Genomic DNA, 12,632 nt, shown 5'->3' with positions numbered 1-12,632 from the left:
CCGCGGCGAAAATGATATAATGTGAGAAAACGGATCGCCTTTATGTATCCGTTTGATAGGACATGAATGGACATTTTGGATATAGAGGGGTTTTTATGTTAATTCGTTATAAAAAATCGTTTGAAAAGATTGCGATGGGTCTTCTGTCATTTATGCCGAATGAAAAAGATCTCAAGCAGCTTCAGCAGACAATAAAGGACTATGAAACGGATACTGGCCGCCAGCTCTTTCTTTGGAAAGAGGATGAAGATATCGTCGGAGCGATCGGAGTCGAAAAAAAGGACTCAGAGGTTGAAATCCGTCATATCAGCGTGAATCCTTCTCACCGCCATCAAGGAATCGGAAAGCAAATGATGGACGCCTTAAAACGTCTGTTCAAAACGGAGGCACTCGTTCCGAATGAATTAACGCAAAGCTTTTTTGAACGCTGTCAACATCAAAAAGATCAGGATATCTCATATAATAACTGACAAATGCTCCCGGAATCTTCACGGTTTCGGGAGCTGTTTTGATATAGAAAAAGCAGGGCTGACCGTCAGCCTCTGCTTTTTTTTCTTCTCTCAATTTCCCGTTCGCGTTCCTTAATGACATCCGTCCTGTCCCGCAGGCGGTGTTTATGAATAAGAAAGGTATCTGATACGCCGTCTTGCCCCCATGTATAGCCCTTTCGGCGGCATTCGGCAAGACATGCTTCTTTCAGGGCTTCATCTGTAATCGGAAGCATAACACTTCTGTAAGGCAGGCCCGCTTCTATATCGTCTGACAGCGTTTCTATCAGCTCAATCAGCTTCGGATGGCTGAGACCGAGAGAACAGACCGCCTGCTTTTCAGACCGGAGAATACGTAAGCTGTTGGCAATCAGCCGTTTCGCCCCGGCTTCATTTCCCCTGCGCTGGTGATACAGAGCGACGGCAAGCTGAATCAGGCCGACCCAATGAATGCTCCGCTTTTCAGCCGGGCTTTCTTTCCAATATTCCTCTAACAGTTCATGACACTCAAAATAATCTCTTGATGCGTGAAATTCGGCCAAAAAGCCGATATAAGCTTTAGGATACAAGCCGCTTCCTCCTTTTATGCTAAAACCAGTGTACCACAGCGCTTTGAAAAGGAAAAAAGAGCGGCTTGGTGTCTGAAGCCTGAGGAACTAGCAGATGTAAGATGCTCCTACGACAACGAGCAAAATAAACAGAACGACAATTAATGCAAAACCTCCGCCGAAACAAGCTCCGCTCATGTGAAATCAGCCTCCCTTTGTTTCAAGTTTACACGGCTATCCTATGTGCATCCGCCTTTAAAGGTATAGGCGTATATCTTCTTTTTCAGTATTTTCTAAATAACGGAGGACGTGTATAAAAGTATTGGACGAGAGCATTTCGGTGGATTATACTAAAGGGTAGCCAGTTTTTCCGGCAATGAGAGTGATATTGAAAATGGTGAGATAATGGTAGAATATCAAGTGAAAATTGATACGTTTGAAGGCCCATTGGACCTGCTGCTTCATCTGATTAACCGTCTTGAAATCGACATATATGACATACCCGTGGCAACCATTACTGAACAATATTTATTATATGTACATACAATGCAAGAGCTTGAACTTGATGTCGCCAGTGAATATCTGGTCATGGCGGCGACGCTTCTCAGCATTAAAAGCAGAATGCTGCTTCCGAAACAAGAGGAAGAGCTGTTTGAAGACGAAATGCTTGAAGAAGAAGACCCTCGGGACGAGCTGATTGAAAAGCTGATTGAGTATAGAAAGTATAAAACCGCTGCGAAGGATTTAAAAGAGCGGGAAGAAGAAAGACAAAAGTCATTTACAAAGCCGCCGAGTGATTTAAGTGAGTATGCAAAAGAAATCAAACAGACCGAGCAGAAACTGTCGGTGACCGTTTATGACATGATCGGCGCGTTTCAAAAGGTGCTTCAGCGTAAAAAAATCACGCGGCCGAAAGAAACGACCATTACAAGACAGGAAATACCGATTGAAGACAGAATGAAAGAAATCGTAAAAAGCTTAAAAACGGCGGGGAGAAGAATAAACTTCACGGAGCTTTTTCCTTCTCGGCAAAGGGACCATCTCGTCGTGACGTTTTTAGCAGTCCTGGAACTGATGAAAAATCAGCAGATTATCATTGAACAGGAAGAAAACTTTTCAGATATATACATTACGGGGAGTGAATCCATTCATGGCGTTTGATATCGTGAATTGGAAAGCGATTGTGGAAGCCCTGCTGTATGCGGCGGGTGATGAAGGACTGACCAAAAAGCAATTGGTGACGGTGCTTGAAATAGAAGAAGCGGAACTGGCCGGAATCATGGAAGAAGTGGCCGCTCAGTACAAGGAAGACGACAGAGGCATCGAGCTTACCGAATATGCGGATACGTATATGCTTGGAACGAAAAAAGAATTCGTGCCTTATTTGAAAAAACTAATCGAAGTGCCGTCAAAAGGGCTGTCGCAGGCTTCTTTGGAAGTGCTGGCGATCGTTTCGTACAAGCAGCCGATCACACGGGCGGAAATTGAAGATATCCGGGGCGTGAAGTCTGAGCGGATTCTGCACAGCCTCGTGTCAAAAGCGCTGCTGTGTGAGGTGGGCCGCGCCGACGGTCCCGGCCGGGCGATTTTATACGGCACGACACCGGTATTTCTTGAACAATTCGGCTTAAAAACATTGGAGGAGCTCCCGCCGCTTCCTGAAAATGCGGAGGAAGACGTTCTCCAGGAGGAAGCCGATTTATTCTTTGAAAACTTCAACCAAACTTTTGAGGATATTAAATAATAATCGTTTTTCATCATACGATAGTAGGGAAAGGCCATTGATGAATGACGCAAATGACGACGTACAAGAGAGGAAGGAAACGGACGGAAATGGGAAATTCGATTGTGAGGGCCCATACTGAAGAAACTGGTGAATTTTTAGCCGAGGTTGTCACGATGGTCAGCAGCTATTTAAATCATACAACATTGCCGGAGATGCGGGCTCAAGGAGAGGCGGATGAGGCATACTGCCGCGACGTGCTCAGTGTGCTGAGGAGGATGACCGTCTTTTGCGAAGGCGCCCAGGAAGCCTGCCGGCGGCTCTTAATGCAGGAGCCGTTTCATGAGGTGAGAGCGGAAAAAACGCTGTATAAAGTGTATCATCAGTGCGTGGAAGAGTTTTTCATGCCGAAAAAGGATACATGGTACGAAAACAGCCGCGCCGCTTATACAGGCCAAAGCGCGATTGAGTTCTACCAGCAAGTGCCGGACTCGCTGCGGAGCCTTCTGCTTTCGCTCAGCAGTGAATTTCTGCGGATGCGGGAAGAATTGGCGCAATATGAAGCATCAGGCTCAAATATGGCATCAGTCAGATAAAAACTCTTCCTTTTGGGAGAGTTTTTTTATGTGAAAGTGATGCAATTGGTATTCATAAGTCATGGACAGGCGCATAAACTTGTACAAACCCACAACAAGGACGTGAGCATTCATGCGCTTTCTCAAAAAAGCTGCCGTATTTCTTTTGACTTTTGTTATTCTTTTTTCCATTACAGATGGCAATACGGCACATGCCCAAATACATGTCAGCGCAAAAAGCGCGATTATTATCGACGGAGCATCTGGCAGGGTGTTATTCGCCAAGGATGAACATCATAAGCGGCGGATTGCAAGCATTACGAAAATCATGACGGCGGTGCTGGCGATTGAATCAGGAAAGATGGAAGAGACCGTGACGGTTTCCCCGAATGCTGTAAAAACGGAAGGCTCAGCCATTTATCTTCAGCCGGGACAAAAAGTAAAGCTGAAAGATCTTGTATACGGGCTTATGCTGAGATCAGGAAATGACGCCGCTGCGGCAATAGCTGAATATGTCGGCGGAAGCCTTGACGGTTTTGTATTTATGATGAACAAAAAAGCCGAGCAAATCGGGATGGAAAATACAAAATTTCAAAATCCGCACGGGCTGGACGACCATGAGAATTTATATTCAACGGCGTATGACATGGCGCTTTTGACTAAATACGCAATGAAAATCAAGGAATACCGGACCGTTTCAGGCACAAAAGTGTATAAGGCGGAAACGATGGACCGGGTATGGAAAAATAAAAACAAGCTTCTGACTGGGCTCTACCGTTACAGCACAGGCGGAAAAACGGGTTACACAAAAATCGCGAAACGGACGCTCGTTTCGACGGCTTCAAAAGACGGAACGGATCTCATCGCGGTCACCATAAATGATCCGGATGACTGGGATGACCATATGAATATGTTTAATTATGTCTTTGAGCACTATAAAACCTATGTCGTCGCTAAAAAAGGCGGCATCCCGAAGCTGAAAAAGACGTTTTACGGAAAACACGCTTTTATTGCCCGGGATGTCAAATATTTATTAAAAGAGGATGAAATCGACGATGTAAAAATCCGCACAACCTTAATAAAACCGAAAAAAGCCTGGAAAAAGGACGCCTCTCTCATTCCTGATGTCGTCGGCCGGATGACTGTTATGCATGATGGGAAAGTGATCGCCAAGATTCCCGTCTATTATGAAAACGAGCGCCATAAAAAACCGAAAAAGCATTTCATTGAGACGTTTACGAGCCTGTTTATGAGCGCGGCGGGCGGTTCGTCATGGTCAATTTAATCTGGGTATGTCTGACGGTAATCGGACTTGTTTTTGCGATGTTTAACGGTACCTTGCAGGATGTGAATGAAGCTGTTTTTAAAGGAGCAAAAGAAGCAGTTACGATCTCGTTCGGATTAATGAGCGTGCTCGTCTTCTGGCTCGGCCTGATGAAAATAGCCGAGCAGTCCGGCCTTTTGGATATATTCAGCAGAATGTGCCGCCCGTTTATCTCTAAGCTGTTTCCCGATATTCCCCCTGATCATCCGGCGATGGGATACATCTTATCAAATCTCATGGCAAACTTTTTCGGACTGGGAAATGCGGCGACACCGCTCGGCATTAAAGCCATGGAGCAGATGAAAAAGCTGAATGGAGGTAAGTCTGAGGCCAGCCGTTCCATGATTACCTTTTTGGCGGTAAATACTTCGAGTATTACATTGATACCGACAACCGTCATTGCCGTGCGCATGGCTTATTCGGCGAAATCACCGACCGATATCGTCGGGCCGACCATCTTAGCGACTTTAATTTCGGGAATCGGCGCGATTTTCATTGACCGCTACTTCTGGTACCGCCGCAAAAGAAAAGGGAGGTAAGCGAATGGAAATGGTGAATTGGCTGTCTTTAGCCATGATTCCGATTATTATCGCCGGTATATTGATATACGGCACGATCAAAAAAGTGCCGACGTATGAATCATTCGTTGAAGGCGGAAAAGAAGGAATTGAGATTGCGTTTTCCATCATTCCGTATTTGGTCGGGATGCTGGTGGCGATTACCGTATTCCGGGCCTCAGGCGCGCTGGATTTTGTCATGGGGCTGTGCAAGCCTTTCTTTACAGCGCTCGGCATTCCCGCAGAAGTCGTGCCGCTTGCTCTGATCCGCCCGATTTCGGGGACGGCGGCGCTCGGCATGACGACAGATCTGATCGCCGTGTACGGGCCTGATTCATTTATCGGCAGACTGGCCTCGGTCATGCAGGGATCGACTGACACGACGCTGTATGTCCTGACGGTGTATTTCGGGGCGGTCGGCATCAAAAAAATGGGGGATGCTTTAAAGGTTGGTCTTCTTGCTGATCTGATCGGGGTGGTTGCATCAATCATCATAGTTACGTTATTATTTGGAAGCGCCTGAAATCAGGCGCTTTTTATATATCAGAATAACTCTCCTTGAAAAAGCTTGTTTGTTCAAGGGGAAAAAAGTAAGATTATACTTGAGGTGAACGACATGGAAAGACTGCAAAAAGTTATTGCTCATGCCGGCGTGGCATCACGCAGAAAGGCGGAAGAGCTGATAAAAGAAGGAAAAGTAAAGGTGAATGGAAAAGTAATAACAGAGCTCGGCGTAAAAGTGACCGGTTCTGATCAGATTGAAGTAAACGGATTAAAGGTGGAGCGGGAAGAACCCGTGTACTTTCTGCTTTATAAACCGAGAGGAGTGATCTCAGCAGCTGATGACGACAAAGGGCGGAAAGTGGTGACCGACTTTTTCAAAGAAGTGCCGCAGCGCATTTATCCGATCGGCAGGCTTGATTATGATACGAGCGGACTTTTATTGCTGACAAATGACGGCGAGTTTGCCAACAAACTCATGCATCCGAAATACGAAATTGATAAGACGTACGTCGCCAAAGTGAAGGGGATTCCTTCCAAGGAACTTCTGAGAAAGCTTGAGCGCGGCATTCAGCTTGAAGAAGGCAAGACGGCGCCGGCCAGAGCGAAGATGCTTTCCCTGGACAAAAGAAAGCAGACGAGCATTATTCAGCTGACGATTCATGAAGGCCGAAACAGACAGGTCCGCCGCATGTTTGAGGCGATCGGTCATGACGTGCTGAAACTCAAACGTGAAGAATACGCATTTTTAGATTTAAGAGGCCTGCGCACAGGAGACGCAAGAGAATTGTCGCCGCATGAGGTGAAAAGGCTGCGGGCTTTAGCTGAACACGGTAAAAACGCTTTCTAATTTTCACATAACCTTCAAAAATTACAAAACGTGTTGATGATATAATTGAATGGATTTGCAGGCAGGGGAGGGGAGCAGTGTACAATGAACAAAAAACGGCGGCGTTTATTCATTCGGACCGGCATCCTTCTCATCTTACTCTGCGCGCTCGGATATACCATCTATAATGCCGTTTACACAAACGGAGAGCGTATATCTGAGGGGTCCAAAGCCCCGAATTTCGCGCTGAAAGATACAGAGGGCAGACTCATAGAACTGAGTCAGTTAAAAGGGAAAGGTGTTTTTCTGAATTTCTGGGGAACGTGGTGTGAGCCGTGCAAGCAGGAATTTCCCTACATGGAGAATCAATACAAGCATTTTAAAGACCTCGGTGTCGAGGTGGTTGCGGTAAATGTCGGCGAATCAAAAATTGCAGTACATAATTTTATGAAAACATACGGCGTCAATTTCCCGGTTGCGCTCGATACTGACCGGCAAGTGCTGGACGCGTACGGCGTATCACCTATTCCGACGACATTTTTGATCAATCCCGACGGAAAGGTCGTGAAAGTGGTGACCGGCACGATGACAGAACGCATGGTTCATGACTATATGAATTTAATTAAGCCGGAGGCGTCTTCATGAAAAAGGTCAAATGTGAGTGCGGGCACGTGAATCCAGCCGGGACGGTTTTGTGCGAGTCGTGCGGGAAGCCGCTTGATGATCAAAAATCGCCGCTTGCCGATATGCGGTACGACGGCAGCGCAAGGCGTTCGCAAACATATAACAAAACAATCGTAGATAAGGTATGGAACTTCTTTTCTTCCGTAAAAGTCGGAATATGGCTGATCGTCATTACTCTGGCGGCGTCTGCTTTCGGCACGGTTTTTCCGCAGGAAGCTTATCTGCCGCCGGGCGCCCAGCCGGATACATATTATGAACAGCAGTACGGCATAATCGGCCAACTGTATTATTTGCTGGGGTTTCATCACCTGTACGGCTCATGGTGGTATATGCTCCTGATCGCATCCATTGGCATATCACTGGTCATCTGCAGCCTGGATCGGGTGATTCCTTTGTACAGGGCGCTTAAAAATCAAGGAGTTCGGCGGAATCCGGTCTTTTTGAAGAGGCAGCGTCTATACAGCCGGACAGAAACCGAGCTGAGCGGGGATGCGGCTGATAGCCTCAGAACACGATTGAAAAAAAAGCATTATAGAGTGCGAGAACAAGAGGGAAGCATCCTGGCGGAAAAAGGCCGTTTTTCAAGGTGGGGACCCTATGTCAATCATATCGGCCTGATCATTTTTCTGATCGGAGCCATGCTGAGATTTGTACCCGGTATGTATGTCGATGAAACGCTCTGGGTCCGTGAAGGCGAAACCGCCCAGATCCCCGGTACAGACGGCAAATATTACTTAAAAAACAACCGGTTCACGATGCAGACATATAACAAAGACACTGAGAAAAAAGTATTCGCCGACGCCATTGACAGAGCCGGAAACGGCAAAGTCGCCAAATCCTTCACAACGGACGCGGTTCTGTACAAGAGGGAAGGCGACATTGTATTCGGTGAAAAGCCGAAGCTTAAAAGAGTCAAAGAAAACAATATCCGCGTCAATGAACCGCTGCGCTTTGACTCCTATTCTGTGTATCAGGTGGACTATAAAGAAAACCAGCTCGATCAGATGGTATTTCAGCTGATCGACCAAAAAACAAAACAGTCATTCGGCAAACTGAAGATCAATCTTCTTGATCCCGACACGGACTACGATCTTGGTAACGGTTACAAAGTGCAGATCGCCAGTTATCTTCCTGATTTTTATTTTAACAAAGACGGAGAACCGAGCACGAAAACGAAGGTTCCTAACAATCCGGCTTTTGTCTTTAAAATCACGGCTCCCGACAAGCCGAAAGGGGAGAAAAGTTTTGTTGCGATTCAGCAGACTGTTGAAGGTTCCGAAAGTAACAAGTACAAATTAAAATTCGACCATGTGGAAACGAAAAACATTACAGGACTCACCGTCAGAAAAGACTTAACCTTATGGGTGCTTGCCGTCGGCGGCGCGATCTTTATGATCGGCGTCATTCAAGGGATGTATTGGCAGCACAGAAGGATCTGGATCAAAACAGGTGATCATGAAGTGCTTGTGGCGGGACATACGAACAAAAACTGGTTCGGTCTGAAAAAGGATATCGAATTTGTTCTTAGCGGGACCGGGATTCAAGAGCCGGCCGATCAAAAAGAATTGGCCAAAAATCAGGCCTAGTGAAAAAGGAGTGGTGTCATGGCGGAGCTGAGCGCAAATTTTCTTTATGCTGCCTTTTTGATTTATTTAATTGCCGTCCCGGTTTTCGGCGGCGCCATCCGGGGAACAAAAGGTGCGAAGGACGGTAAGGGCCGCTGGTCGGCTATCGGAATCACGTTAACCACTTTCGGATTTCTTTGTCACCTCGGCTACTTTATTGCGAGATGGTCGGCAAGCGGACATGCGCCTGTCAGCAATATGTTTGAATTTACGACGTCATTCGGCATGATGCTTGTTCTCGCTTTTATTATTATTTACTTTATTTACAGACTGCCTTCATTAGGCATGTTCACATTGTCTATCGCGCTTTTGCTTATCGCATATGCAAGCATGTTTCCGACAGACATCACGCCGCTTATTCCGTCACTGCAGAGCAATTGGCTGTACATTCACGTCACGACTGCGGCGCTCGGGCAGGCGATTCTTGCGATCAGTTTTGTAGCCGGCGTCATTTTCCTGTTAAAGCATGTCGACCAATCCAGACCGGGCAAAAAAACGTTCTGGCTTGAAGTCATCATGTTTATACTCGTGACGACCGTGGCATTTATCGCCGTCACGTCGGCATTCCGGCTGGCGGACTACAAAGCAGAATTTAATTGGGTGGATAAAAAAGAGGCTAAAAGCGTGATGATATATGATATGCCTGCGCTTGTCGGCCCGCATGACGGAGAACTGCTTACGGAAGGCGCAATGAAGCCGCTTATTGAGCTTCCGGCCATTTTTTCAGGCAGAAAGGTCAATACGGTGATCTGGTCGTTTGGCGCAGGTCTCGTTTTATACGGGGCGCTCAGGCTGATATTCAGAAAGAGAATCAGCGCTCTTATAAGCCCGCTCGTCAAAAATGTGAATCTGGACTTGGTCGATGAAGTCGGCTACCGCGCTGTTTCCATCGGTTTTCCGGTATTCACACTCGGCGCGCTTGTGTTTGCGATGATTTGGGCGCAGCTTGCATGGACGCGTTTTTGGGGCTGGGACCCGAAGGAAGTATGGGCGCTGATCACCTTTTTATTTTACGCAGCGTATTTGCACTTGCGGCTGTCAAGAGGCTGGCATGGCGAAAAGTCCGCGTGGCTTGCCGTCATCGGCTTCGCCATTATTATGTTTAACTTAATTTTTGTGAATCTCGTGCTTGCCGGACTTCATTCGTACGCATAGATGCAAAAAGCCGATACAGTTCTCAAGCTGCCGCACAGTTTGTTAAAATGAAAGTAACAGAAGGAAAGCAGGGGGAAAACGATGGATCAAACAAATGAAACTAAAATATTAGTAGTAGATGATGAAGCCAGAATTCGACGCCTTTTAAGAATGTACCTTGAACGGGAAAACTATGTGATTGAAGAAGCGGAAAACGGAGACGAGGCCATTAAAATGGGGCTGGCATCAGATTATGATCTGGTGCTCTTGGATTTAATGATGCCGGGAACGGACGGAATAGAAGTATGCCGGCAGCTCAGAGAAAAAAAAGCGACCCCGATTATCATGCTGACGGCAAAAGGGGAAGAAGCCAACCGCGTCCAAGGGTTTGAAGCGGGTACGGACGATTATATCGTCAAGCCTTTCAGCCCGAGAGAAGTGGTGCTTCGGGTAAAGGCGCTTTTAAGAAGGGCTTCCCAAACATCTTATCTGACAGCCAATACCCCGACAAAAAATGTGCTCGTCTTCTCGCATCTATCCATTGATCATGATGCTCACAGGGTGACTGCGGACGGCACGGAGGTGAGCCTGACGCCGAAGGAATATGAACTGCTGTACTTCCTGGCGAAAACACCGGACAAAGTGTACGACAGGGAAAAGCTTTTAAAAGAAGTGTGGCAGTATGAATTTTTCGGAGACCTCAGAACGGTGGATACTCATGTCAAACGGCTCCGTGAAAAATTAAATAAAGTGTCCCCGGGAGCGGCGAAAAAAATCGTCACCGTCTGGGGAGTCGGATACAAATTTGAGGTAGGCGCTGAATGAAGTTTTGGAAAAGCGTAGTAGGAAAGCTTTGGTTTACCATTCTTTCACTCGTGTTAATTGTTTTATTTATTTTAACGGTGCTGCTTCTGGAATTTATAGAAAATTACCACGTTGAAGAAGCGGAAAAAGATTTAACGCAGCTTGCCGATAAAATCGCGGTCATAATAGAAAATCATGAAGACCAGCCGCTTGCCAGATCCATCACGTGGGAACTGGCGGACAATTTAACGAGCATCGCGATCATTCAGGATGATAAGCATGTCTGGTATTCGCCCAATGACGATAATCATTTATCCTCTATTACATTAGAGCAGATTAAACATGACCGGGATCTGCACAAGGCGCTGACAGACCGCAATAAAGTAAGCAAACGCGCGGTCCCCAAAAATGCCGGTTCGGATAACGAACGGCTGATCGTCGGAGTGCCCTATGAAAAAGACGGCAAAAAAGGCATGGTCTTTTTATCCCAATCGCTGCTTGCCGTCAAAGATACGACGAAACATACGACACGCTATATTTTTCTTGCGGCGGGCATTGCCATCGTCTTGACAACGTTTTTCGCATTCTTTTTATCCAGCAGGGTGACATATCCCCTTCGGAAAATGCGGGAAGGCGCCCAAGACTTGGCGAAAGGAAAGTTTGATACAAAAATTCCGATTCTGACCCAAGATGAAATCGGGGAACTGGCCATTGCCTTTAATCAGATGGGACGGCAGCTCAATTTCCATATTAACGCGCTGAATCAGGAAAAAGAACAGCTGTCCAATATTTTAAGCAGTATGGCAGACGGGGTCATCACCATTAATATCGACGGCACCATTTTGGTGACCAACCCGCCGGCCGAACGTTTTCTGCAGGCATGGTATTATGAGCAGAACATGAACATTAAAGAAGGAGACAACCTTCCCCCTGAAGCAAAAGAGCTGTTTCAAAATGCAGTGAACACGGAAAAAGAGCAAATGATTGAAATGACGCTTCAAGGAAGGTCATGGGTTTTATTGATGTCGCCTCTTTATGCGGAATCACACGTCCGCGGCGCCGTGGCCGTGCTCCGTGATATGACCGAAGAGCGCAGGCTGGATAAATTGCGTGAAGACTTCATTGCCAATGTCAGTCATGAGCTCAGAACCCCGATTTCTATGCTGCAGGGATACAGTGAAGCGATAGTGGACGACATTGCAAGCACCGAAGAGGAGAAAAAAGAAATCGCGCAGATCATTTATGATGAATCTCTTCGCATGGGCCGGCTCGTCAATGATTTACTGGATTTGGCCAGAATGGAATCCGGACATACGGGTCTGCGCTATGAAACGGTAAACCTGCATGAATTTCTGGAGAAGATCTCCCGCAAATTTTCCGGTGTAGCGAAGGAAAAAGGCGTTTCGCTCACAGAGGACATCTCGGTGTCTCAGCCGGAGTGTGTCTTTGACGAAGACAAAATGGAACAGGTGTTTACCAACCTTATAGATAATGCGCTGCGCCATACGGAGTCAGGCGGAAACGTTCATATCGCGGCTCATACCGTAAAAGACGGACTGAAAATCGATATCAAAGATTCCGGCTCGGGAATACCGGAAGAGGATCTGCCTTTTATTTTTGAACGTTTTTATAAAGCGGACAAAGCAAGAACAAGAGGCAGGGCGGGGACCGGACTCGGACTCGCCATCGTAAAAAATATCGTGGAAGCCCACGGCGGCTCAATTGCGGTTCACAGCAGCATCGACAAAGGGACGACGTTTACATTTTATATTCCGACAAAAGCGCAGGATGACGTCTGAAATTGACGAACAATCTTGTTCCATACGAAACACCCGCAGAA

General features: G+C 46.7%; 15 protein-coding genes. 13 read left to right on the top strand and 2 right to left on the bottom strand.

Annotated elements, in window-relative coordinates:
* Positions 1 to 95: 95 nt before the first annotated feature.
* Complete coding sequence (gene ribT, locus HAP68_RS11075) at positions 96 to 470, top strand: GNAT family N-acetyltransferase RibT (RefSeq protein ID WP_003153373.1); 375 nt, start codon at positions 96 to 98, stop codon at positions 468 to 470.
* A gap of 65 nt (positions 471 to 535) precedes the next feature.
* Here the strand turns inward: ribT and HAP68_RS11070 are convergent, their stop codons facing one another.
* Together HAP68_RS11070 and HAP68_RS11065 are read right to left on the bottom strand one after the other, a co-directional pair.
* On the bottom strand, positions 536 to 1,057 hold the full coding sequence (locus tag HAP68_RS11070) for a DUF309 domain-containing protein (protein ID WP_003153375.1): 522 nt from the start codon (positions 1,055 to 1,057) through the stop codon (positions 536 to 538).
* A gap of 87 nt (positions 1,058 to 1,144) precedes the next feature.
* Positions 1,145 to 1,234, bottom strand: coding sequence for a YjcZ family sporulation protein (locus tag HAP68_RS11065; RefSeq protein ID WP_003153376.1), 90 nt, complete (start codon positions 1,232 to 1,234; stop codon positions 1,145 to 1,147).
* Between the two features lie 207 nt (positions 1,235 to 1,441).
* Between HAP68_RS11065 and HAP68_RS11060 the strand changes: the two genes are divergently transcribed.
* The 12 genes from HAP68_RS11060 to HAP68_RS11005 all read left to right on the top strand — a co-directional run bounded on the left by HAP68_RS11060 (position 1,442) and on the right by HAP68_RS11005 (position 12,591).
* Complete coding sequence (locus HAP68_RS11060; RefSeq protein ID WP_003153377.1) at positions 1,442 to 2,197, top strand: segregation/condensation protein A; 756 nt, start codon at positions 1,442 to 1,444, stop codon at positions 2,195 to 2,197.
* Entirely contained in the window at positions 2,187 to 2,780 is a 594-nt protein-coding gene (scpB, locus tag HAP68_RS11055; RefSeq protein WP_003153378.1) for an SMC-Scp complex subunit ScpB, read from the top strand. The genes HAP68_RS11060 and scpB overlap by 11 nt, the downstream gene beginning before the upstream one ends.
* A gap of 89 nt (positions 2,781 to 2,869) precedes the next feature.
* A complete protein-coding gene (locus HAP68_RS11050) occupies positions 2,870 to 3,355 on the top strand; it encodes a DUF3907 family protein (RefSeq protein WP_003153380.1) in 486 nt (161 codons plus the stop codon).
* A gap of 112 nt (positions 3,356 to 3,467) precedes the next feature.
* Positions 3,468 to 4,619: a D-alanyl-D-alanine carboxypeptidase family protein gene (locus HAP68_RS11045; RefSeq protein WP_003153383.1), complete on the top strand. Its 1,152-nt coding sequence runs from the start codon at positions 3,468 to 3,470 to the stop codon at positions 4,617 to 4,619.
* Positions 4,607 to 5,197 (top strand): nucleoside recognition domain-containing protein, encoded by a 591-nt coding sequence (locus HAP68_RS11040; RefSeq protein WP_003153385.1) that lies wholly within the window; start codon positions 4,607 to 4,609, stop codon positions 5,195 to 5,197. Before HAP68_RS11045 ends, HAP68_RS11040 begins: the two co-directional genes overlap by 13 nt.
* A gap of 4 nt (positions 5,198 to 5,201) precedes the next feature.
* The gene (spmB, locus tag HAP68_RS11035) at positions 5,202 to 5,738 is read left to right on the top strand and encodes a spore maturation protein SpmB (RefSeq protein WP_003153387.1); all 537 of its coding nucleotides are present in this window, start codon (positions 5,202 to 5,204) and stop codon (positions 5,736 to 5,738) included.
* Positions 5,739 to 5,831: 93 nt separating this feature from the next.
* A complete protein-coding gene (gene rluB, locus HAP68_RS11030) occupies positions 5,832 to 6,566 on the top strand; it encodes a 23S rRNA pseudouridine(2605) synthase RluB (protein WP_007612296.1) in 735 nt (244 codons plus the stop codon).
* 84 nt (positions 6,567 to 6,650) lie between these two features.
* Entirely contained in the window at positions 6,651 to 7,190 is a 540-nt protein-coding gene (gene resA / locus HAP68_RS11025; protein ID WP_003153391.1) for a thiol-disulfide oxidoreductase ResA, read from the top strand.
* Positions 7,187 to 8,815 (top strand): cytochrome c biogenesis protein ResB, encoded by a 1,629-nt coding sequence (gene resB, locus HAP68_RS11020; RefSeq protein WP_003153393.1) that lies wholly within the window; start codon positions 7,187 to 7,189, stop codon positions 8,813 to 8,815. The genes resA and resB overlap by 4 nt, the downstream gene beginning before the upstream one ends.
* 18 nt (positions 8,816 to 8,833) lie before the next feature.
* Positions 8,834 to 10,009 carry a c-type cytochrome biogenesis protein CcsB gene (ccsB, locus tag HAP68_RS11015; protein WP_024085542.1) on the top strand — a complete coding sequence of 392 codons (1,176 nt, stop codon included), beginning with the start codon at positions 8,834 to 8,836 and terminating at the stop codon, positions 10,007 to 10,009.
* An 81-nt stretch (positions 10,010 to 10,090) separates the two neighbouring features.
* The gene (gene resD, locus HAP68_RS11010; RefSeq protein WP_003153397.1) at positions 10,091 to 10,813 is read left to right on the top strand and encodes a DNA-binding response regulator ResD; all 723 of its coding nucleotides are present in this window, start codon (positions 10,091 to 10,093) and stop codon (positions 10,811 to 10,813) included.
* Positions 10,810 to 12,591, top strand: a complete 1,782-nt coding sequence (locus HAP68_RS11005) for an ATP-binding protein (protein WP_003153398.1) — start codon at positions 10,810 to 10,812, stop codon at positions 12,589 to 12,591. The genes resD and HAP68_RS11005 overlap by 4 nt, the downstream gene beginning before the upstream one ends.
* The last annotated feature ends 41 nt before the right edge of the window (positions 12,592 to 12,632 follow it).

The organism is Bacillus sp. Bvel1 (assembly GCF_014872755.1).
Classification (GTDB): Bacteria; Bacillota; Bacilli; order Bacillales; family Bacillaceae; genus Bacillus; species Bacillus velezensis.
Note: the sequence above shows the minus strand (reverse complement) of the source record. Positions and strands in the feature narration are given on the sequence as shown.